The organism is Rhodoferax sp. (assembly GCF_025354435.1).
Classification (GTDB): Bacteria; Pseudomonadota; Gammaproteobacteria; order Burkholderiales; family Burkholderiaceae_C; genus Rhodoferax_B.
Window position 1 is genome coordinate 50,405 of the sequence record NZ_JANXMU010000002.1, and the last position, 20,383, is coordinate 70,787.

Here is a 20,383-nt window from a genome sequence, read left to right on the forward strand (position 1 = left end):
GTGTAAAGGGCCGGAGAAGGCGATCTAGTCTAGGCCCGTGGTGCTTTGGGGGCATCCATCAAAGAGGGGATAAATACGGCGGCAGACGGTTTTGTGGTGTGCTATTTAAGTTATAGCTGTTAGTGCAAGCTGAATATGCGCTAGAGAGCAATTTCGTTTATATTTTTAGGCGGAGTTGGCCCGCTTACTGCTTAGGCATAGGGTTAGCTGCGCAATGCATAAAGTAGACTCGCAGACAGTCGCGCTAAGTTGCCACACCCATTTATCCAATCCCTGAGAGGTTCATCCATGGCTGCCGGAAAATCAAAAATCATCTACACGCTCACGGACGAAGCGCCCATGCTGGCGACCCATTCGCTGCTGCCCATCGTCAAGGCTTTCACCAGCCAGGCAGGCATCGATGTTGTCAGCGCCGACATCTCGGTTGCTGCCCGCGTGCTGGCCGAGTTTCCTGAGTTCCTGAGCGACGCGCAAAAAGTGCCCGCCACCCTGGTCGAGCTGGGCCGCCTGACCCTGCTGCCCGACACCAATATCATCAAGCTGCCCAACATCAGCGCCTCGGTGGGCCAGTTGATCAATTGCATCAAGGAACTGCAATCCAAGGGCTACGCCCTGCCAGACTTCCCCGAAGACCCGAAGACCGACGAAGACAAGGCCATCCGCGCCCGCTACAGCAAGTGCACCGGCAGCGCCGTCAACCCCGTGCTGCGCGAAGGCAACTCCGACCGCCGTGCGCCCAAGGCCGTCAAGGAATACGCCCGCAAGAACCCGCACAGCATGGCCGAGTGGAGCCAGGCATCGCGCTCGCACGTCTCGCACATGCACCATGGCGACTTTTACCACGGCGAAAAGTCCATCACCCTGGACCGCGCCCGCGACGTGAAGATGGAACTGCTCACCAAGAGTGGCAAAACCGTCGTCCTCAAGCCCAAGGTGTCGCTGCTGGACCGTGAAGTCATCGACAGCATGTTCATGAGCAAAAAAGCGCTGGTCGAGTTCTACGAGAAAGAAATCGAAGACGCGCACAAGACCGGCGTGATGTTCTCGCTGCACGTCAAGGCCACTATGATGAAGGTGTCGCACCCCATCGTTTTCGGCCACTGCGTGAAGATTTTCTACCGCGAAGCCTTTGCCAAGCATGGCGCGCTGTTTGACGAGCTGGGTGTCAACGTCAACAACGGTATGGCCAACCTGTACGAGAAGGTTGCCACGCTGCCCACGGCCAAGCGTGAAGAAGTGCTGAAAGACCTGCACGCCTGCCACGCCACCCGCCCCGAGCTGGCCATGGTCGATTCGGCCAAGGGCATCACCAACTTCCACTCGCCCAACGACGTGATCGTGGACGCCTCCATGCCCGCCATGATCCGCAGCGGCGGCAAGATGTGGGGTGCCGATGGCCGCCTGAAGGACGTGAAGGCCGTGATGCCCGAGTCCACCTTCGCCCGCATCTACCAGGAAATCATCAACTTCTGTAAATGGCACGGCGCGTTCGACCCCAAGACCATGGGCACGGTGCCCAACGTGGGCCTGATGGCCCAGCAGGCCGAAGAATACGGTTCGCACGACAAGACTTTTGAGATCACCGAAGACGGCGTGGCCAACATCACCGACCTCGCCACCGGCGAAGTGCTGCTGAGCCAGAACGTCGAAGCCGGTGACATCTGGCGCATGTGCCAGGTGAAAGATGCCGCCATCCGCGACTGGGTCAAGCTGGCCGTCAGCCGCGCGCGCAACTCGGGCATGCCCGTGGTGTTCTGGCTCGATGCCTACCGCCCGCACGAAGCGCAGCTGATCACCAAGGTGAAGATGTACATGCACGAGCACGACACCACCGGCCTGGACATCCAGATCATGAGCCAGGTGCGCGCCATGCGCTACACCCTGGAGCGCGTCATCCGCGGCCAGGACACCATCAGCGCCACCGGCAACATCCTGCGCGACTACCTCACCGACCTGTTCCCCATCATGGAACTCGGCACCAGCGCCAAGATGCTGTCCATCGTGCCTCTGATGGCCGGTGGCGGCATGTACGAAACGGGTGCCGGTGGCTCTGCGCCCAAGCACGTGCAACAGCTGGTGGAAGAAAACCACCTGCGCTGGGATTCGCTGGGCGAGTTCCTGGCCCTGGCCGTGTCGCTGGAAGATTTGGGTATCAAAACCGGCAACGCCAAAGCCAAGCTGCTGGCCAAAACCCTGGATGCCGCCACCGGCCAACTGCTGGACACCAACAAAGGCCCGTCCAGCCGCACCGGCGAGCTCGACAACCGTGGCAGCCACTTCTATTTGGCCCTGTACTGGGCCCAGGCCTTGGCCGCCCAGACCGAAGACAAAGAGCTGCAAGCCTACTTCGCCCCCCTGGCCAAATCCCTGGCCGCAGGCGAAGCGCAAATCGTTGCCGAACTCAAGGCCGTGCAAGGCCAGCCCGCCGACATCGGCGGCTACTACCTGCCCGACGCTGCCAAGACCGAAGCCGTGATGCGCCCCAGCGCCACGCTGAACGCGGCTTTGCAAGCCTTCAGTGCCTAAGCTGCTGTGGTGCAGGTTGCTATGTAAAAAGTAGCTGCTTGTGTAGATGGAGTAAGCGCAAGAGGCTTATTTCATGCTTAATTTAAAAAATGGCTGCTCCCTGTACGGGGAGCGGCCATTTTTTTGGTCTGCGTGGCGCGAGAACCTGGCTCCTGGGGGGCTACAACTTTCCGTACTGCGTGCCGCCCGTCTTGCCCCCGCCCTCCAGCGGCATCAGGTCCGACAGGTATTCCTGCTCACCCACACGCACCAGCGGCGGTGCCTTGCCGCGCTGCAGGGCGGCCATGAAGGCGGCGCGCTCTTCGGCGGACACGGCGGGGTAGCGGTGGCGTGCCAGCGGGGTGGCCGCGGGGGCTCCGGCTTTGGCCGGGGTGACCGGTGCGCGTTGCGCCGCGACCACCGAGCCACCAGGTCGGGCTGTGTCGCTGGACCGGGCGGAGCGCTCAAACGGCTCCTCGGTTTCGCTCACCCGCCAGTAAATGCCATCGATCACCACCCCGTAGCGCTGGTAGGCAGCCGTGCGCATGCTCTCTTCCATGGCGTAAAAGCTCTTGGTCCGCGCCTGGGCCCCCGCCACAAACGACTTCGCCACATCCACCATGGCAATGAAGCGGTGGTGCCGCTCGTCCACTGGCATCACCTTGAAGCGGTACATGTTGGAGACCACCTCCATCGACAAAAACGTCTCCCGGATCGATTGGTACAGGCACTCCTTGCGGTACGCCTTGCGCTCTTCCAGATCCATGCGCTGGCTGGGGGAAGCTGCCAGCGTGTTCCCGGGCGCTGGCGTGGTGCGGAGGAGTTTTTTGAGGAAGGCGAACATGGGGTGGCTGAGGGTGGAACTTGCGGTCTATTTTGCGCTGTCCAGTGCGCCGTCGCGCAGCCTCACTCTCCCCAGAAATTGTCCAGGTCCTCCATGGCGGTGGTCCATGCACGAATAGATACGTAAATTTTTTATAGCCCCTCTTTACAATTACTAATTATTAGTAATAATAAGAAAAAATCTATCTGTAGCGGGGCGTAGAAATTCATATTCGTCTGAACCGCATGCCTGCTGGCGGTGCGCTGAAGTCGCCCATCCCCTTGTCGCCCTCGCTCTGCCACACAACTCTCTGGAGGCTGCCTATGCGTTGATTTACCACCTACACGAGCATGTCGACGTGCGGGCCTAGCGCCGGTACATCGTGTTCCTTAACGACAACCAAAAACAAAAAACTATGAGACAAACCAAGCTTCTGTTGGCCACTGTGCTGGTCCCGCTGATCCTGGCGGGCTGTGGCGGCGGATCCGACTCCCCGGCCGCACTGACTGAAAAAGACCAGCCCATCACCGCCAGCGCCAAAGCCGCGGTGGTCGCGCCGCGATTGACCACACCGTGGACCAACATCGCCTTGCAGGCCGCGATTCCGCTACCCGAATATCCCCGCCCACAACTCACCCGTGCGGACTGGATCAACCTCAACGGCAAATGGAGCTACAACGGCGGCAATGCCGCGCCCAGTGCCGAAAACCCACCCTCCACGGCACCGTCTTTTCCGGCCAGTCCCGAGCAGGTGCTGGTGCCTTACCCGGTAGAGTCGTATCTGTCCGGCATCCAGCGTATGAACGAGCGCAACCTTTGGTACAAGCGCAGTTTTGAGATTCCCGCAGGCTGGAGCGGCAAGCATGTGAAGCTGAACTTCGGTGCCGTCGACCGCAAAGCCACCGTGTACGTGAACGGCCAGCAGGTTGGCCAGCACTCGGGTGGTTACGACGCTTTTGCGTTTGACATCACGCCCTACCTGCGTGCTGGCAGCAATGAGCTGGTGGTGGGTGCCTTCGATCCCACTACGGGCGACGACATGCTGGGCAAGCAAACCAACAACCCCGGCGGCATCTTCTACACGCCCAGCTCTGGTATCTGGCAAACCGTATGGCTGGAGCCTGTGGCGGCACCGCACATCACCCGGCTGGACATGACACCCGATGTGGTGGCGGGCCGCTTGCGCGTCATCGTGCGGGGAGATGGCCTGACCAACCAGACCGTCGAAGCCATTGCTTCGTCGAACGGCACCACCTTGGCCGTCGCGGCTGGCCGTACCGGTGTGGAATTCACCATTCCGATCCCGAACGCGCGTCTGTGGTCGCCCGATGATCCATTTTTGTACGACCTGAAGGTACGCCTGCGCAACGGCGGCATCGTGGTTGACGAAGTGGGCAGCTATTTCGGCATGCGGTCGATCACCGTGGGCACGGTGGGTGGCGTGCCGCGGCCGCTGCTGAACGGCAAATTTGTGTTCCAGTACGGACCGCTGGACCAGGGCTTCTGGCCCGATGGCCTGTACACCGCGCCTACCGACGACGCGCTGAAGTTTGATCTGCAGGCCAGCAAAGACCTGGGCTTCAACATGGTGCGCAAGCACATCAAGGTGGAGCCACAGCGTTGGTTTTACTGGGCCGACAAGCTGGGCCTGATGGTCTGGCAGGACATGCCCAACGCCTGGGATGTGGACGATAACGCCGCCGTGCGCGCACGGGTAGAGGCCGAAGACCGCGAGATTGTCGATGAACACCGTTCCTCGCCCGCCGTCGTCACCTGGGTGATCTTCAATGAAAGTTGGGGCGACTTCGACATGGTGCGCATGGCCAATACCTTCAAGGCCTGGGACCCCAGCCGCCTGGTCAACACGCACTCGGGCATCAACTGGGCACCTGGCGACTCGGGTGCGGGTGACCTGATCGACACGCACGACTACCCGGGCCCTGTGGCCCCCGCCTACCAGCCCAACCGCCCGGCCATGCTGGGTGAATTCGGCGGCAATGGGCTGCGTATTGAGGGCCACGTGTGGAACCCTGATTCCACCTGCTGCTACATCAACTACCCGGATTCTGCGGCGCTGACGCAGGTCTACACCAGCCAGGTCAATTCCCTGCGCGAGCTGCAAGGCTCCAAAGGTTTGAGTGGCGCGGTGTACACCGAAATCACCGACGTGGAAGACGAGATGAACGGCTTCCTGACCTACGACCGCCAGGTCAAAAAGGTGGACTTCGCTGCCGTTCGTGCTGCCAACCTGGCCTTGATCAACGGGGATCCGTACCTGCGCCTGGGGGCTCCGTATTCGTTCCGCACCGTCACGCCTACCGTCACCGACCGCTACCTGCGCCACGACAATGGCTTGGGCGTGACGACGCAGGCGAACGCCAGCAGCCCCGAGTTGCTTAAGAAGGACGCATCGTGGAAGGTGATGCCCGGTTTGGCTGATGCCAGCTGCCTCTCGTTTGAGGCTATCAACGAGCCGGGCAAATACCTGCGGCACTTCAACGCGCGTCTGCGGCTGGACCTGAACGACAACAGCAGCCAATTCGGACAAGACGCGACCTTCTGCGCCAAAAAGGGCCTGGACGGCGGCGGCACCATCTCGCTGGAGTCGAAGAACCTGCCGGGCCGCTACATCCGCCACGCCAACTCAGAGGTCTGGCTGGATCCGCTGCAAGACACCAGTAGCTTCCGTGCCGATGCGTCCTGGGCGGCAGAAACCGGTTTGTGGCACAGCAGTGTGTTGCTGCCGCTGGGTGAGATGCGTTCGGTGCGCGTACTGACCCCCGGCTTCGACAACCGCTTCATCCGGCACATCAATGGCGTGGCCAACACCGCCGTGGTGGATGCCAACAGCCCGAACGTGCTCAAGCTCGATGCCACCTGGAAGATCGTTGCCGGCCTGTCGGATGCCAGCTGCTACTCGTTCGAGTCGAAGAACTTCCCGGGGGAATACCTGCGCCATGCCGACTCCCGCATCCACCGGGATCCGCCGAATGGCACCGACCTGTTCCGGGACGATGCCACCTTCTGCGCCCAGGCCAGCACGGTAGGCGGTGTGCGCTTCTCGGCACTGAAATACCCGGACTGCTACCTGCGCCATTACGACTCGGAAGTCTGGATCGCCGATGGCCGTGGCGGTGCGGCATGGAACACGGCGAGCGGCTACCTGCAAGATAGCCGGTGGTCCATCGACGGCGCCTGGGCTCCCTGAGCCGGGGCTGACACCCTCCACCCAGGAGGTGATTGAGAAGGCCTCGCTCCCCACCGGGCGGGGCCATTTCAAGGCATAGGCATGCAGCCCTACCTAGAGGGGCAACCGGGTTTGCATGCCTTTTTTATAAGTAATAATAGTTATGCCAAATGGCATTTTCTATGACTAATAATTATTGAATTTATAACAAAGGAGACAACATGCAGAAAATGTGGATCGCGGCCGCCGTATTGTGGGGGGCCTCTTGGGGAGCCCAGGCTACGCCTGTCAGCTACGACTTCAGCGCCAATGTGACCGCGGGCGCGCTCAGCGGCTCGACGGTGAATGGTTTTTTTACCTTTGATTCCAGCAGTGTGCTGCCCTCGCAAAGCATCGATGCGACCGGCCTGTTGACGGACTTCGGTTTCAACTGGGGCGGTGTGGCCTACACCGCAGCAAACGTCGGTGCGGGCTACCTCAGCTTCGATGCTTCCGGTGCGCTGGAGGATTTCTTGTTTGGCAATTCCTGCGTTGCGGGTAGCTGCTCGGTGGTGAACAACGGCCAGGACTGGATGCTGGCTTCGTATAGTTTTAGCTTTGCCGAGGGCAGTGACGTACTGTTCTCCGATGCGCCCAGCTTCTCGCTGCACAACGTGCCCGAGCCCAGCAGCGTGGTGCTGCTGGGCCTGGCGCTAGCGCTGCTGCCGATGGTGCGCAAAAAGAAGTCTTGAGGCTACGCTGAATAAGTCCTAGCGCGCCTTGGTACATAGGGCGCGCTATAGCGTCAGCGCAAAGCCATCCACGATGGCCCCCGGCGCGCTCACGCTCTGCAACTGCCTTGCGCCGTACGTGCCATCTGCAGGCACCAGCTCGGCCACATCCGTCAGCGCCACCAGGCCCGGCCCAAACATGCGTAAAAACGAATCGTCAAACCGCATCACCGCGATCGGGGCAACGATCTGGCCGTCTTCCACCCAGAAGCAGGCGAAGCGGGTCATGCCGGTCATGCGGCAGGCTTGGCGGTCGCTGTAGTTGAGGTAGTGCAGGTTGCTGATGAACACCCCCGTGCCCAGGGTTTTGAGCACTTCGGCCTCGGGCAGGGTGCCGGGGGCCATGGACAGGGATTCGGGGCTTTCGCCTTCACCGCTGCCGTTGGTGGGCACGCCGTATTCCACCGCGCTGCGCGGGGCTGTCAAGCTTGCTTCCACCTGGCCTGCGCGCACTAGGGGCACTGCGTCGGGCTTGGTGAAGCCGTCGGGCTGGAAGCGCGGGGCGATGCCGTCTGCGGTAGCCTCTGTCAGGCTGACGAGGAGGCTGAGGGCGGCTTTGCCCTGGTGGGCTAGCAGCAGGGTGGAGGTGCCGGTTTTCAAATCTTTCAAGCCAAAGCCGCCCCAGGCCAGGGTGCCTAGCAGCTCGGCCACGGCCACGGGGCTGAAGTAGACGCGGTAGGCACCAGGGGCCAGGGCTTTAGGGGGCAGCGCCAGCAGGGCCAGGCGGGTGCGGGCCTCGGCCACGCGGCGGGCGAATTCCGGGGTTTGCCAGTCGGTGCCCGCGTAGCTGCATTTCACGGCTTGGTCCTTCTCGCGGTACAGGCACCAGTCGAAATGGAAGCTTTCCACGCTGTGCCAGTTGCGCTGGCCGCGGCTGTCGGCAAAGGCGCGCAGCACGCTGCCACCGGCGTAGAAACCCACCAGGTCGGTGCCGGTGGCGTGTTCGGCCACGGCGGCGATCAGTTGCTGCGGCGTGGGCAAGGTGCCGCTGGCGCTGCGCGCGGTGTCTACCACTGCGTCGGGTAGCAGTAGGTAGGCATCGTCAGGCACCAAGGGCAACTGCTCCAATAAGGCCGCACGCTCGGCCAGCAGGGCTGCGGTGTCGGTGGCTAGGTCGCCGCCCAGGCTGATGCTGCTGGAGGCGCGCTTGTGGCCCGTCACCACGCTGACGGTGCCGTAGCGCTGGTCCACGTGGGTGGCCTGGCGCACCTGGGCGTGGTTGAAGCGGATGAAGTCGGAGGCTTCTGCGGTGAAGTACAGCGTGACGCGGTCGGCCCCGGCCACGGGCGTGCAGACGGCGGCGGCAAGGTGTTGGAAGTAGCTTGGCATCATGCGGCTCCGCCAAACACCGACACGCCCTTGAACAGGCAGGCGGGCGAAGCATGGCCCACGCGGATCACCTGGTTGGGTTCGCCTTTGCCGCAGTAGGGCGTGCCCATGACCTGGAAGGTGGATGCATCGCCCACCATGGCCAATGAGCGCCAGAACCCGGCGGAAATGCCGCGGTAGTTGGGCCGTTTGACGATTTCGGCCAGCTGGCCGTGGCGCACCATCTGGCCCCATTCGCAGCCAAACTGGAACTTGTTGCGTGAATCGTCGATGCTCCACGACGCGTTGGTGCGCAGCACGATGCCGTAGTCCATGCTGGCAACCATCTGCGCCAGGCTGCTGTCGCCGGGCGCGATGTTGAGGTTGCTCATGCGGTCGATGGGCGCGCGGTTCCAGTTGCACGCGCGGGTGGTGGCCACGCCGCCCATGCCCGGTGCCAGGGCTTGTACCCGGGCCTGTGACAGGCTGCCGCCCAGCGGGCGCTGCAGGATGCCGTGGCGGATGATCCAGGCCTGCTGGGCTTCGGTGCCGTCGTCGTCAAACGCGAAACCGGCAAATTCATGCGCCTGGTCGGGTGCGAAGCTCACGTTGAGCAGCGGGCTGCCGTAGGCGTAGTGGCCAAACATGTCCAGCGTCACAAAGCTGGTGCCCGCAAAGTTGCGCTCGTCGCCCAGGATGCGGTCCAGCTCCAGCGGGTGGCCGATGCTTTCGTGGATCTGCAGCATCATCTGGTCGGGCATCAGCAGCACGTCCATTACGCCGGTGGGGCAGTTGGCGGCGCGTGCCAACTCCAGGGCCTCGCGGGCCACGCGTGGGCCGTCCTGGGCGAAGCCTGCGCGGTCCAGCACCTCCAGGCCGCCCTGCTGGCAAAAGCCGTTGTACTGGCCGGCCGAGGTGCGGGTTTGCGTGTCGTTGTTGGCACTGGCCACGGCGGTGATGTTGGGCACCACAAAGTCCCAGCTCTGCGCCATGTGGCCGCCGTCGCTGGTCACCAGTGTTTGCTCGGTGTGGGTGGTCCACAGGGCGGCGCTGCGGTCCACGATCTCCGCGCCGATGTTGGCGCTGGCGCACACCTCCTTGAGCAGGTCGAAGCGCTCGGCCAGCGTGGTCTGGGCCACCGGGCGCTGGTTGGAGGATGTGAAGCTGCCGGTCGCGCTGGGCCGGGGTGCATCGCGGAAATCGAACACGCTGTGTGCGGCGCTGGCGGCGGCCAAAGACTGGGCCTGGGCAAAGGCCTGGCGCAGGCCGTGGTCAGACACATCGCTGGTGGCGGCAAAGCCCTGGCCGCCGCCGTGCTGCACGCAGACCATCACCCCGGTATCGCGCTCGCGGCTGGGGGCTTCGGCCACGTCGTTGCGCACGGTCAGGCGCTCGGCGGATTCGGTGACGAAACGGGCGGACCAGAAGTCCAGCCCGGTGGGGGCGGCGGATTGTGCAAGGGCGGCGATGCGGGGCATGGTGCTATGGAATAAATAGCTACTAGCGTAGGTGGTATATGCGCTAGAAGCCAATTGTTTATAAATTCTGAAAATGTGCCACCCATGCTACAGCCAGAATAGACTTTGGCGGCACCCTGTAGCCAAGTCCCGGGTAGGGCCTCTGAAAACCTGTTACGCGATGTGACCGATTAGCGGGCACAAAAATCGCATAATCCCTGACTGCTGGTACGACGCACGGTGTGGTGTCTTACCAGGTGGGCAAGCCTTGACGACACAACTGCCAACTCTGCGGCCGCCAGAGCGGGCACGAACCGGACACACTGCGATGAACTCTTTTTTAGACCTCTTTCAGCTCTATTTGCTGCCCTTTGCCATCGGACTCGCCATGGTGGGTTTGTACATGCTGCTGCGCGGCCTGGGCAAGCACGACGACACGCTGGGGACGGCTTCGGCCTTTGTCGCCACGCAGCCACGCGCCGTGCTGGCGGCGGTGCCCGTGGCCCCCACCGTGCAGGCACCCATGGTGGTGCCCGAACCATCGGGCCTGGCGCACAAAGATCTGCTGGTGGTGGACGACTCGGCCGTGGCCCGCGCCAAACTGCGCAAGCTGCTGGAGGGCGCTGGCTACACCGTTGCGTTGGCCAATGACGGTGCCCAGGCGCTGGAGGTGCTGGCCACCGGCAGCTTCTCGGTACTGATCACCGACCTGGAAATGCCCAACATGAACGGTTTCGAGCTGATTGCCGCCGTGCAGGGCAATATGGACACCGAAGACATGCCCATCGTCGCCATCACCGGTCACGACGAAATGCAGGCCCGCGTGCACGACTGCCAGGGCCTGTACGGCATCTTCAAGAAACCCTGGAACGACCGCGAACTGCTCAAGCGCGTGGCCACCCTGGTGCAGATGCGGCAAAAAACGGCAGCCTGAGCAGCCTCTTGCCATCCCCCCAAAAGCCGCATCGCTGCGGCTTTTTTTGTGGGCGATTAGGGGATTAGGGTGGCAGTGCTACCGCATGCACCGCACCGCTCCAGCCCTGCGCACCATATTCCGCCACCACCAGCACCGGCCCGGTGCCGGGTGCCGCCACCACCAAGTCACCGCCCGGTGCCCAAAAGCCACTTTGGCCTGCACAGACATAGCCGCCGGTGGTGCCGCCCTGGTTGGCCATCAGCACGCCCATGCCGAACTGGCGGGTGTGCTGGCGGAGCTGGGCGACTTCGGCGGCGTAGCCACCGACGGACACCACCGAACTGGCGATGTACAGCGATGCGCCCGCCGCGGCGGCCCGCTCGGCGTGGGGCGCGTGCATGGCATCGGCGCAGATGGCCAGGGCCAGTGGTGTGCCGTGCACGGCAAAGTGGTTGTCGCCCGCCGGGTCGCCGGGTGTGGCGAAGCTTTCTTCGCTGGCATGCAGGTGCTTTTTGCAGTACACGCTGTGGCTGCCGTCGGGGAAGAAGCTGATGGCGCCAATGTAGGGCCGCAGCGCATCCGGGGCGGCGATGGGCGCGCCGACCACGATGGCCATACGGGCCTGGCGCGCCAGGTTTTGCAGGGGCGTGAGCCGCGCGTCACCGGGGTGCAGCACGCAGCCGGGCAGCAGCGCGGGCTCATAGCCGCTGAGCGACAGCTCGGGGAAGACCAGCAAGTCCACCCCGGCATGCTGCGCTGCCGCGATGAACTGCGTGTGGATGCGCACATTGGCGGAGATGTCGCCTGGGACCGAAATGGACTGGGCAGCGGCAATGCGGAGGGAATGCATTTTGCTATTGTATTAATAGCTACTAGCGTAGGTTTTATATGCGCTAGCGGCCTATTTATTATAAATTTTGAGTTTCAGCAGGCGAACGACTCGACAAATGTGGGATCGCCGGTGAACCGGCATTCCAGCGTGGCGGCGCGGATGGCCAGCCGGGTGCCGTTGGAAAACTGCAGCTCCACCTGAACCGGGCCGGGCGCGGTGTACGGGAACGGCAGGGCAGGCAGGGCCACACCCTCCACCCACAGCTTGCCGCTTGAGAGGCGGCCCACACCGTCGGCCAGCGGGCCGTCCACGCAGGCCCCGGTGCAGCCGAGTTCCAGCGTCTGCACGTAGCCCGCGCCTGCGCCGTCGGCCTGCACAAAGGCGGCGGAGAAGGCGAGGGTGAGCGCGTCGCCGTGCAGCGCGATACTGCGGACTTCGGAGTCGTGAAATTCCAGCTGGCCTTGCATGGGGTGGTCCTTTCAGTATCGGTAGAACGTGGCCTGTCAGCGGCCCCGCAGCACCCGGGTCGCCCCGGCGGTGGCCGTGTGGGGCAGGCGTTTTTCGGTGGCATTGCCCTGAGTTTTTTGGCAGTTTAGCGCAGAGCCTAAGGCCTTTGTTTTGTGCATAAAATAGGCATCTAGCGCATTATCTGTAAAGACTTGCAGCTATATTTATAGTAGTAAATACCCAGGCGTGTTCCCCTATGACATTTTTCTCTTTGCACGCTCTTGGTCGGCGCAGCGTGGCCATCGGCCTGCTGGCTGCGGTACTGGCAGGCTGCACTACCGCACCGATCGAGCTGAACCCGCCGCCTGCCACCAACCCACCCGCCGTCAAACGCTTGCCGCGCATCGGTCTGGCACTGGGCGGCGGTGCGGCGCGGGGCTTTGCGCACGTGGGTGTGGTGCAGGTGCTGGAAGAGGCAGGCATCCGCCCCGATCTGGTGGTGGGCACCTCGGCAGGTAGCTTGGTGGCATCGTTGTATGCCAGCGGCAAGACCGGCGCGCAGATGCAGCAGGTGGCCGACACCATGGAAGAGGCCGCGTTCACCGATTGGACCCTGCCCATCTTCAGCCGCGGCGTGCTGCGCGGCGACGCGCTGGCCCGCTACGTCAACGCCCAGGTGGCGAACCGCCCGATCGAACTGATGCCGCTGCCCCTGGGCGTGGTGGCTACCGACCTGAACAGCGGCGAGGCGGTGTTGTTCCAGCGCGGCGACACCGGCACCGCCGTGCGGGCCTCCAGCGCGGTGCCCGCCGTGTTCCAGCCGGTGCGGATTGCCGGGCACGAGTATGTGGACGGCGGCCTGGTGTCGCCCGTGCCGGTGCGCTTCGCCCGGCAAATGGGGGCCGAGCTGGTGATCGCCGTCGACATCTCCAGCGCGCCGGAGGGCAACCCGGCCGATGGCACGCTGCAAATCCTGCTGCAAACCTTTGCCATCATGGGCAAAAGCATCAACACCTATGAGCTGCGCGATGCCGACGTGGTGGTGCGCCCGGTGCTGCTGGGCATGAAAAGCGCTGACTTCGGCAGCCGCCGCAGGGCCATCGAGGCGGGCCGGGCGGCGATGCTGCAGGCGCTACCCGCGTTACGTGCAGCCATGCTGGCCAAGAGCCATGTTTGAATAAAATTGGCCTCTAGCGTATATTCTGATTGGGTTGATGGCTATTATTTATATAGCGTTCAGACGAAAAAAAGCCCCGTCATTTCGGACGGGGCCTTGAAGGATTCCTGAGCCTGATGGCGTCGAAAGAACCCGAGGAGACAACTGGCGGGAACCGGGGTTCCCTGAGATTGTCTTGCAGGGTCTGCTGGCAGACCCGCAGAAATTAACGCTTCTTGGTGGCAGCAGCGGCGGTGGTGCCAGCAGCGGTCACGGCTTGGGCAGCCACAGCCTTGAAGTTGGCTTCGGCAGCGTCGGAAGCTTGCTTCACAGCCTTTTGAACGGATTCAAAAGCGTTGTTGGCAGCGGACACGGCGCTCTTCATCACGGCCACAGCGGACTCGGAACCAGCAGGTGCATTCTTGGTGGCGGATTCGATCAGGCCAGCAATCTTCTTTTGCGCTTCTGCGGATTGGCCTTCGACAGCCTTGGTGAACTCAGAGCTGGTGCCCTGGGCGATGTCATACAGGTGACGGCTGTAAGCAGCGGTCTTTTCAGCCAAAGGCTGCAGCAGGCTGGCTTGCAGAGCCAACAGTTCTTGTGCGTCTTTCACGCTCAGAACGGCTTGCGAGTGGCTCGATGCTTCGGTCAAAGCAGCCTTGGAAGCGGTCAGGTTCAGTTCAACCAGCTTTTCCACGCCTTCGAAAGCCTTGGTGGTCAGACCAAACAGGGTTTCAACGGTAGCTTTGTGCGAGGCCAAGAGTTGTTCAGCAGTCATCATGTCAATATCTCCAGTTTAAAAAAAGAAAAGTTTACTATCTGCGCTGACCTTGATCCGTTACCGGTTATGTTGCAGTGCAGCATGGAATAAATTATAGGCCGTCCATTCCAGCTTGCAATAGGCGTTTGTTGCACTGCACCATTTTAGGGATTCGACTCTATCGCCGGGCTAATTCATCCCCAAGTCACATTTCCGATGCGCGCATATTACTCAGACCACTTTGTCCTGCCCCTGCCCGATGGCCACCGTTTCCCAATGGCCAAGTACCACATGCTGCGCGACCGGGTGGCGGTGGAATTGCCCGGTGTGCAGATGCAACCCGCCCCGCGTGCCAGCGACGGCGAGTTGGCGCTGGCCCACCATCCGGCCTATATCCGGGCCATTGCCGACGGCAGCATCCAGCAGCTCCAGCCCGCAGCCATGCGGGAAATCGGCTTTCCGTGGAGTGAGGCCATGGTGGAGCGCTCGCGCCGGTCTGCCGGGGCCACGGTGGCCGCTGTACGCGATGCGCTGGCCGGGCACGGCATTGCCGCCAACATGGCCGGTGGCACCCACCACGCGAGCGCCGACAAGGGCGGCGGCTTCTGTGTTTTTAACGATGCGGCGGTGGCGGCACGGGTGGCACAGGCCGAGTGGGGACGCTTGCACCGCCAGCCCTTGCAGGTCGCGGTGGTCGATCTGGACGTGCACCAAGGTAACGGAACGGCACACATTTTTCAAAATGATACGAGCGTGTTCACCTTGTCGCTGCACGGCGAAAAGAACTTTCCGTTCCGCAAAGAGGCCAGCGATCTGGACGTGCCGCTACCCGATGGCTGTGGCGACGACGCGTACATGGAAGCATTGGAGATGGCGCTGGACCACCTGGCGCAGCGCTTTGCGCCGGGGCTGGTGATCTACCTGGCCGGAGCCGACCCGTTCGAGGGGGACCGGCTGGGTCGCCTCAAGCTCACGTTTGACGGCTTGCAGGCCCGCGACCGCCGGGTCCTCGACTGGGCCTGGCAGCGCCGCGTGCCGCTGGCGTTTGCCATGGCAGGCGGCTATGGGGTGCGCATTGAAGAGACAGTGCAGGTGCAGATCAACACCTACAGCGTCGCGTTGGAATACGCCCGCCGGTGGCGGGCTAGCGCAAATTAAGCAGCCAGGGCTGCAATTTCCTTCTCGGCCGAAGCCAAGGCAGCCGCTTTGGCATCGGGGCCCATAGCCACACCTTCGGCGCGTACAAAGCGCACATCGGTTACGCCCAGAAAGCCGAACACCACACTGAGGTAGGTTTCTTGGTGTTCCATGGCGCGGCCACCTTGGGAGGCGGAATACACACCGCCGCGGCCCAGGGCCACGATCACGGTCTTGCCACCGGCCAGGCCGACGGGGCCGGTCGCGGTGTAGCTGAACGTGCGGCCCACTTGGCAGATGCGGTCAATCCAGGCCTTGAGTTGGGTGGGGATGGTGAAGTTGTACAGCGGTGCACCGATGACTATGACATCGGCAGCCAGGAATTGCAGCACCAGTTGCTCGGAAATGGCGTTTTCAGCGCGTTGTGCCGGGGTCAGGGTAGCGTCCGTGGGCGGCATGCGAAAACCCAGGGATTCGGTGGACAGGTGGCTGGGCGTAGCCACGGCAAGGTCGAGGTGCTCAACCGTGGTGCCAGGGTGGCTGGCTTGCCACTGCGCCGTGATTTGGGCGGTGAGGCTGCGGGTAACGGAGTTGGAGCCCAGGATGCTGGAGTCGATGTGGAGCAGTTTCATGGTGTAGTTGGGTAGTAGAGCCACCAATGTGGCGATGGATAGAGTTTCTCACCACTCCAATGCTTCGATAAGTGGGTGAAAATGCACTACATTGTCCTGCTGGTGGGACGATGGAGCCAAAAATGCAGGACCTAAACGACATGGCCTACTTTGCCGAAGTGGTGGAGCGGGGTGGCTTTGCGGCGGCTGGCCGCGCGCTGGGCCTGCCCAAATCCCGGCTGTCGCGCCGGGTGGCCGAGCTGGAGGCCCGGCTGGGCGTGCGCCTGCTGCAGCGCACCACCCGCAAACTGTCGCTGACCGAGGTGGGCGAGATCTACCACCGCCATTGCATGGCCATGCGCGACGAGGCCGATGCGGCAGCCGATGCCGTGGCCCAGGCGCAAACCGAGCCGCGTGGCACCATCCGCATCGCCTGCCCGGTGACGCTGGCGCAAACCACGCTGGGCGAAGTAATGCCGCTGTTTTTGGCCCGCTACCCGCTAGTCAAGGTGGACATGCGGGTCAGCAACCGTGTGGTCGACCTGGTGGAGGAGGGCGTGGATGTGGCCCTGCGGGTGCGGCTCACGCTGGACGACAGCGGCACCCTGGTGGTAAAGAACTTTGGCATGACGCGCTCGTTGCTGGTGGTCAGCCCGCAGCAGCTGGCCCGCCAAGGCCAACCGGCCACGGTGGAAGATTTGGGCCGGCTGGATTCCGTCAGCATGTCGGCCAGCGACGGGCGGGCCGTGTGGCATCTGCAAGGACCAGAAGGTGTGGTCCGTACCGTAACCCACCAGCCACGCTACGTGGCCGACGATTTGCTCACCCTGAAGCTGGCGGTGCTGGGCGGCACCGGCATCTGCGTGCTGCCCGCTTACATGTGTGCCGACGAGGTGCGCCAGGGGCAACTGCTGCCGGTGCTACCCGGCTGGGCCCCGCACCCGGGCGTGTTCCATGCGGTGTTTCCGTCTCGCCGGGGCATGGTGCCTGCGGTGCGGCGGTTTCTGGATTTTCTGGAAGAGCACCATCTGAACGATGGTCTCCAAGCTTAGGTTTTGAGGAACAAATCCCGGTCCGGCGCAAAGTTGGCGTGCAGCGGCAGCAGCGCGCCGCCCAGGGCACGTGCATCCGAGCCGATGCTGCCTGCGACTAGGTCGGTGCGCCACAGGCCTTCCCAGTTGAACTCGGCCAGCGCCAGACGGGTGCGCTCCAACAGCAATTCCAGCAGCGGGCGGCACAGCGATCCGTCGATCACCACGGCTTCCAGGTCCAGAAACGCGGTGCCGCTGACCACGCAGTGCGCCAGTGCGGCAGCGGCCTGTGCCACCCAGGCCTGGGTTTCGGCCACAAATGGGGCCATCAGCGCCCGGTCATCGTAGGCGGCGGTCGGGTCCAAGTCGACCGCGAGCAGGCGTTGCTCCAGCTCCCACAGCGAGGCATGGGCCACCAACTGGTCGGGTGCGGTGCCGGGCGTGGAAGGCAATTGCATAGGCAGGGAGGCGACCGCACCCGCGTTGCCGTGCAGGCCGCTGTGCAGATGCGAGTTGACCACCAGGCCCCCGCCCACAAAGGTGTCGATGAATATGTACAAAAAGGTTTTCAGGTCGCGGCCCCGGCCCGCTACCAGCTCGGCCACGCAGGCCGCACTGGTGTCTTTGGCAAAGCTTACGGGCAGGTCGGTCATGGCTTGTACTGCGGCACCCAGGTCCAGTGCGTTCCAGTCGCTGGATTGTGCGTCGGACAGGCCCAGCATCTTGTGCCAGCCGCCCATCTGGAAGGGTGCGGCCACGCCGATGCCGACCAGCCGCGACTCCAGCGGCCCCAGGCTGTCGCGCAGGGTGTGCATGTGGGTGGACAGCGCGGGCAGTAGCACGGCGGTGTCGGGGAAGGCGTAGGGCAGGGTGAGGCGCTGGCGCACTTTGCCGGTGAAGTCGACCAGCAGCCAGTCGGTATTGCGGCGACCCACCTTGATGCCGATGGAAAAGGCCCCGTCCGGGTTCAATGCCAGCGGCACCGAGGGCTGGCCGATGCGCCCGCGTACCGGCTGGTGGCGCAGCAGCAGGCCGTCTTCTTCCAGCCGGGTGGTGATCAGGCCGATGGTCTGGGCGGTGAGGTGGGTCAGCCGGGCCAAGTCGGCCTTGGGCAGGCTGCCGTGTTGCCGGATGGCTTGCAGGACGACCCGCTCGTTGAACTGCCGCATCCCGACGTGGTTGGAGCCACGCGGGCGCAGCAGGGGGGGAGCGAGTTGTGCGTTCATGTCCGCAGATTTTCGCCGATGACTCCTTTGCGCAGAATGAAGTTGCCAAAGGGCTGCAACTCGCCCGTTAGCACGATGGCGTAGACGTTCGCCACGCGTTCATAAAACGCAAAACGTTCAATCGACTCGGCCTGCTGGCCGGGTAGCAGGCTGGGTTGCAGCATGTCCAGCACTTCGCGCTGCAAAGCCGAGCGGTAGGGCGCGGTGGTGCCAGAGACCTGCATGAAGGCCACGGGGGCATCCACGTCGGCCGCCAGCGGCAGCACCGATTCCACCGCCTGCACGGCGCGCTGCATGCCCACGCCAGGCAGGTACAGCACGGGCTTGCCAGCGGCCAGGCGCAGGGCCGTGAAGTTGGCATCGGCCAGCAACACGGCATCGTCATGCCCCATCTCGGCCAGTACTTTCAAGAGCTCTGGCGTGAGCAAAGGATCGATTCCTTTCAACATGGTCAGTGCGCCAACGATTCGGCGGGCAGCTCGTCCGGGCGGATGGCCCCGGTCATCACTGCCACGGTGTCCGCCATGCTGATCTTGTGCGGATTGAGCACGCAGCCGCGCTTGCCCAGACGGGCCACGTGGATGCGGTCGGCAATCTCGAACACGTGCGGCATGTTGTGCGAGATCAAAATCACCGACAAGCCCTTGTCGCGCACCCGGCGGATCAGGTCCAGCACCATATTGCCTTCTTTGACACCTAGCGCGGCCGTGGGTTCGTCCATGATGACCACGTGCTGCGCAAAAGCTGCGGCGCGCGATACGGCCACGCACTGGCGCTGGCCGCCCGACAATGTTTCCACCGCCTGCGTCATGGAGCGGATGCCGACCTTCAGGTCTTTCATGCGGGAGATGCTTTCTTCCAGCATCTTCTTTTTGTCCAGCATGCGCAGCACGTTACCGGCAAAGCCCTGGCGGCGGATTTCGCGGCCTAGAAACAGGTTTTCCGAGATGCTCATGGCAGCAGCCACGGCCAGATCCTGGTACACCGTTTCGATCCCGGCCTGGCGGGCATCCATGGGGCTCTTGAAGTGGATCTGCTTGCCGTCCAGCAGGATTTCGCCTTCATCAGGGATGGTGGCACCGGACAGGCATTTGATCAGCGAGGACTTGCCCGCGCCGTTGTCGCCAATCACCGCCAGGATTTCGCCTTGGCGCAGTTCCAGGTCGGCACCGTCCAGGGCCGTGACCTGGCCGTAGCGTTTGATCAGGCCGGTGGCCTTCATGACGATTTTGTGTTCGGTAGACATTAACGGCCTCCTTTGCGGGACAACTGGTCGATAGCGACCGCCAAAATTACCAAGATACCGGTGATCAGCACCTGGTACACCGACTGCACGCCCATCAGCGTCAGGCCGTTGCGCAGCACGCCGACGATGATCGCGCCCACCAGGGTGCCCAGGATCACGCCACGGCCACCAAACAGGCTGGTGCCGCCCAGTACCACGGCGGTAATGGCATCCAGATTTTCGGTCTGCCCGGCGTTCGGGTCACCGGCACCAGTACGGGCTACCGACAACAGAGAGGCCACGCCGTACAAGATACCGGCCAGCACATACACGCCCAGCAAGACGCGCTCGGTGGGGATACCGGTGAGGCGCGTGGCTTCGGGGTTGTTACCCACCGCGTACACGTGGCGGCCAGCGGCGGTTTCGCGCAGGTAGAACCAGACACCGGCATACAAGGCCAGCATCAGCAGCGTGCTGTAGGCGAAGGCCGTGCCGCCAATCGAGAAGGTGTTGCCCAGGGCCGTCATCAGCGGGGGCACATCGGTGATGGTTTGCGAGTTGGAGTACAGCTGGGTGATGGCGAAGGCAATGTTCAGCGTGCCCAGAGTGACGATGAACGGCGGCAGCTTGATACGCGTGACCAGCAGGCCGTTGAGCAGGCCAAACAGCGCTGTGGCACCGATGCCGCACAGGATGGCCAGCGGCGCGGGCAAGCCCAGGTCGGCCGAGAGCTTGGTCATGACGATACCGCCCAGGGCCATCACCATGCCGCACGACAGGTCGATACCGGCCGTCAAAATAATCAGGGTCTGGCCAATGGCGATCACGCCGACCACGGTGACCTGTTGCAGGATCAGCGAAAAGTTGGTTGCCGACAAAAAGCGATCGCTTTGGGTGGCGAAGACAACGCAGGCGATCAGCAGGGCAATGAACGGCCCGAGCGTGCCAATCGGCGGTAGTTTTTCTTTGAGTGTGCTCACGGTAAGCCTTGG

18 protein-coding genes are annotated in these 20,383 nt (G+C 63.0%); 7 read left to right on the top strand and 11 right to left on the bottom strand.

Annotation, left to right across the window (positions count from 1 at the left end):
* Nucleotides 1-288 precede the first annotated feature (288 nt).
* Complete coding sequence (locus tag Q0T48_RS00445; RefSeq protein ID WP_295950820.1) at nucleotides 289-2,526, top strand: NADP-dependent isocitrate dehydrogenase; 2,238 nt, start codon at nucleotides 289-291, stop codon at nucleotides 2,524-2,526.
* Between the two features lie 160 nt (nucleotides 2,527-2,686).
* Here Q0T48_RS00445 and Q0T48_RS00450 read toward each other — a convergent pair whose 3' ends face one another.
* Nucleotides 2,687-3,349 carry a hypothetical protein gene (locus Q0T48_RS00450; protein WP_295950822.1) on the bottom strand — a complete coding sequence of 221 codons (663 nt, stop codon included), beginning with the start codon at nucleotides 3,347-3,349 and terminating at the stop codon, nucleotides 2,687-2,689.
* Nucleotides 3,350-3,743: 394 nt separating this feature from the next.
* Between Q0T48_RS00450 and Q0T48_RS00455 the strand changes: the two genes are divergently transcribed.
* Nucleotides 3,744-6,536, top strand: a complete 2,793-nt coding sequence (locus Q0T48_RS00455) for an AbfB domain-containing protein (protein ID WP_295950825.1) — start codon at nucleotides 3,744-3,746, stop codon at nucleotides 6,534-6,536.
* A gap of 200 nt (nucleotides 6,537-6,736) precedes the next feature.
* On the top strand, nucleotides 6,737-7,246 hold the full coding sequence (locus Q0T48_RS00460) for a PEP-CTERM sorting domain-containing protein (protein WP_295950828.1): 510 nt from the start codon (nucleotides 6,737-6,739) through the stop codon (nucleotides 7,244-7,246).
* A gap of 45 nt (nucleotides 7,247-7,291) precedes the next feature.
* On the opposite strand, the gene Q0T48_RS00465 is transcribed toward Q0T48_RS00460, so the two are convergent.
* Both Q0T48_RS00465 and Q0T48_RS00470 read right to left on the bottom strand, forming a co-directional pair.
* Nucleotides 7,292-8,614 (bottom strand): metallopeptidase TldD-related protein, encoded by a 1,323-nt coding sequence (locus Q0T48_RS00465; protein WP_295950831.1) that lies wholly within the window; start codon nucleotides 8,612-8,614, stop codon nucleotides 7,292-7,294.
* Nucleotides 8,614-10,071 carry a TldD/PmbA family protein gene (locus tag Q0T48_RS00470; RefSeq protein WP_295950834.1) on the bottom strand — a complete coding sequence of 486 codons (1,458 nt, stop codon included), beginning with the start codon at nucleotides 10,069-10,071 and terminating at the stop codon, nucleotides 8,614-8,616. The genes Q0T48_RS00465 and Q0T48_RS00470 overlap by 1 nt, the downstream gene beginning before the upstream one ends.
* 307 nt (nucleotides 10,072-10,378) lie before the next feature.
* Here Q0T48_RS00470 and Q0T48_RS00475 point away from each other — a divergent pair, with 307 nt between their 5' ends.
* The gene (locus Q0T48_RS00475) at nucleotides 10,379-10,984 is read left to right on the top strand and encodes a response regulator (RefSeq protein ID WP_295950838.1); all 606 of its coding nucleotides are present in this window, start codon (nucleotides 10,379-10,381) and stop codon (nucleotides 10,982-10,984) included.
* Between the two features lie 64 nt (nucleotides 10,985-11,048).
* Here the strand turns inward: Q0T48_RS00475 and Q0T48_RS00480 are convergent, their stop codons facing one another.
* The gene (locus Q0T48_RS00480; RefSeq protein ID WP_295950840.1) at nucleotides 11,049-11,816 is read right to left on the bottom strand and encodes a carbon-nitrogen hydrolase family protein; all 768 of its coding nucleotides are present in this window, start codon (nucleotides 11,814-11,816) and stop codon (nucleotides 11,049-11,051) included.
* 74 nt (nucleotides 11,817-11,890) lie between these two features.
* Complete coding sequence (locus tag Q0T48_RS00485) at nucleotides 11,891-12,265, bottom strand: hypothetical protein (protein ID WP_295950843.1); 375 nt, start codon at nucleotides 12,263-12,265, stop codon at nucleotides 11,891-11,893.
* 236 nt (nucleotides 12,266-12,501) lie between these two features.
* On the opposite strand from Q0T48_RS00485, the gene Q0T48_RS00490 reads away from it, so the two are divergent.
* Nucleotides 12,502-13,422, top strand: coding sequence for a patatin-like phospholipase family protein (locus Q0T48_RS00490; protein WP_295950846.1), 921 nt, complete (start codon nucleotides 12,502-12,504; stop codon nucleotides 13,420-13,422).
* Between the two features lie 205 nt (nucleotides 13,423-13,627).
* Here the strand turns inward: Q0T48_RS00490 and Q0T48_RS00495 are convergent, their stop codons facing one another.
* Nucleotides 13,628-14,182 carry a phasin family protein gene (locus Q0T48_RS00495; protein ID WP_295950848.1) on the bottom strand — a complete coding sequence of 185 codons (555 nt, stop codon included), beginning with the start codon at nucleotides 14,180-14,182 and terminating at the stop codon, nucleotides 13,628-13,630.
* Between the two features lie 195 nt (nucleotides 14,183-14,377).
* Here Q0T48_RS00495 and Q0T48_RS00500 point away from each other — a divergent pair, with 195 nt between their 5' ends.
* Nucleotides 14,378-15,319 carry a histone deacetylase gene (locus tag Q0T48_RS00500; protein ID WP_295950852.1) on the top strand — a complete coding sequence of 314 codons (942 nt, stop codon included), beginning with the start codon at nucleotides 14,378-14,380 and terminating at the stop codon, nucleotides 15,317-15,319.
* On the opposite strand, the gene Q0T48_RS00505 is transcribed toward Q0T48_RS00500, so the two are convergent.
* A complete protein-coding gene (locus Q0T48_RS00505; RefSeq protein WP_295950855.1) occupies nucleotides 15,316-15,930 on the bottom strand; it encodes an FMN-dependent NADH-azoreductase in 615 nt (204 codons plus the stop codon). The two genes, Q0T48_RS00500 and Q0T48_RS00505, sit on opposite strands and share 4 nt — an antisense overlap.
* A 122-nt stretch (nucleotides 15,931-16,052) precedes the next feature.
* Between Q0T48_RS00505 and Q0T48_RS00510 the strand changes: the two genes are divergently transcribed.
* Nucleotides 16,053-16,961 (top strand): LysR family transcriptional regulator, encoded by a 909-nt coding sequence (locus tag Q0T48_RS00510; RefSeq protein ID WP_295950858.1) that lies wholly within the window; start codon nucleotides 16,053-16,055, stop codon nucleotides 16,959-16,961.
* Here the strand turns inward: Q0T48_RS00510 and Q0T48_RS00515 are convergent.
* Genes Q0T48_RS00515 through Q0T48_RS00530 form a run of 4 tightly spaced genes read right to left on the bottom strand, consistent with a single transcriptional unit; the run spans nucleotide 16,958 to nucleotide 20,371 of the window.
* A complete protein-coding gene (locus tag Q0T48_RS00515; protein WP_295950859.1) occupies nucleotides 16,958-18,166 on the bottom strand; it encodes an ROK family transcriptional regulator in 1,209 nt (402 codons plus the stop codon). The genes Q0T48_RS00510 and Q0T48_RS00515 overlap by 4 nt on opposite strands.
* On the bottom strand, nucleotides 18,163-18,615 hold the full coding sequence (locus tag Q0T48_RS00520; protein WP_295950861.1) for an RbsD/FucU domain-containing protein: 453 nt from the start codon (nucleotides 18,613-18,615) through the stop codon (nucleotides 18,163-18,165). Before Q0T48_RS00520 ends, Q0T48_RS00515 begins: the two co-directional genes overlap by 4 nt.
* Nucleotides 18,616-18,617: 2 nt before the next feature.
* Entirely contained in the window at nucleotides 18,618-19,412 is a 795-nt protein-coding gene (locus tag Q0T48_RS00525; RefSeq protein WP_295950864.1) for an ATP-binding cassette domain-containing protein, read from the bottom strand.
* A complete protein-coding gene (locus Q0T48_RS00530; protein WP_295950866.1) occupies nucleotides 19,412-20,371 on the bottom strand; it encodes an ABC transporter permease in 960 nt (319 codons plus the stop codon). Before Q0T48_RS00530 ends, Q0T48_RS00525 begins: the two co-directional genes overlap by 1 nt.
* Nucleotides 20,372-20,383 lie beyond the last annotated feature (12 nt).

What these genes read in the sequence shown, in the direction of transcription:
- Q0T48_RS00445 (WP_295950820.1), top strand. Translation starts at nt 289, where the DNA reads ATGGCTGCCGGAAAATCAAAAATCATCTACACGCTCACGGACGAAGCG.
- Q0T48_RS00450 (WP_295950822.1), bottom strand. Translation starts at nt 3,349, where the DNA reads ATGTTCGCCTTCCTCAAAAAACTCCTCCGCACCACGCCAGCGCCCGGG.
- Q0T48_RS00455 (WP_295950825.1), top strand. Translation starts at nt 3,744, where the DNA reads ATGAGACAAACCAAGCTTCTGTTGGCCACTGTGCTGGTCCCGCTGATC.
- Q0T48_RS00460 (WP_295950828.1), top strand. Translation starts at nt 6,737, where the DNA reads ATGCAGAAAATGTGGATCGCGGCCGCCGTATTGTGGGGGGCCTCTTGG.
- Q0T48_RS00465 (WP_295950831.1), bottom strand. Translation starts at nt 8,614, where the DNA reads ATGCCAAGCTACTTCCAACACCTTGCCGCCGCCGTCTGCACGCCCGTG.
- Q0T48_RS00470 (WP_295950834.1), bottom strand. Translation starts at nt 10,071, where the DNA reads ATGCCCCGCATCGCCGCCCTTGCACAATCCGCCGCCCCCACCGGGCTG.
- Q0T48_RS00475 (WP_295950838.1), top strand. Translation starts at nt 10,379, where the DNA reads ATGAACTCTTTTTTAGACCTCTTTCAGCTCTATTTGCTGCCCTTTGCC.
- Q0T48_RS00480 (WP_295950840.1), bottom strand. Translation starts at nt 11,816, where the DNA reads ATGCATTCCCTCCGCATTGCCGCTGCCCAGTCCATTTCGGTCCCAGGC.
- Q0T48_RS00485 (WP_295950843.1), bottom strand. Translation starts at nt 12,265, where the DNA reads ATGCAAGGCCAGCTGGAATTTCACGACTCCGAAGTCCGCAGTATCGCG.
- Q0T48_RS00490 (WP_295950846.1), top strand. Translation starts at nt 12,502, where the DNA reads ATGACATTTTTCTCTTTGCACGCTCTTGGTCGGCGCAGCGTGGCCATC.
- Q0T48_RS00495 (WP_295950848.1), bottom strand. Translation starts at nt 14,182, where the DNA reads ATGATGACTGCTGAACAACTCTTGGCCTCGCACAAAGCTACCGTTGAA.
- Q0T48_RS00500 (WP_295950852.1), top strand. Translation starts at nt 14,378, where the DNA reads ATGCGCGCATATTACTCAGACCACTTTGTCCTGCCCCTGCCCGATGGC.
- Q0T48_RS00505 (WP_295950855.1), bottom strand. Translation starts at nt 15,930, where the DNA reads ATGAAACTGCTCCACATCGACTCCAGCATCCTGGGCTCCAACTCCGTT.
- Q0T48_RS00510 (WP_295950858.1), top strand. Translation starts at nt 16,053, where the DNA reads ATGCAGGACCTAAACGACATGGCCTACTTTGCCGAAGTGGTGGAGCGG.
- Q0T48_RS00515 (WP_295950859.1), bottom strand. Translation starts at nt 18,166, where the DNA reads ATGAACGCACAACTCGCTCCCCCCCTGCTGCGCCCGCGTGGCTCCAAC.
- Q0T48_RS00520 (WP_295950861.1), bottom strand. Translation starts at nt 18,615, where the DNA reads ATGTTGAAAGGAATCGATCCTTTGCTCACGCCAGAGCTCTTGAAAGTA.
- Q0T48_RS00525 (WP_295950864.1), bottom strand. Translation starts at nt 19,412, where the DNA reads ATGTCTACCGAACACAAAATCGTCATGAAGGCCACCGGCCTGATCAAA.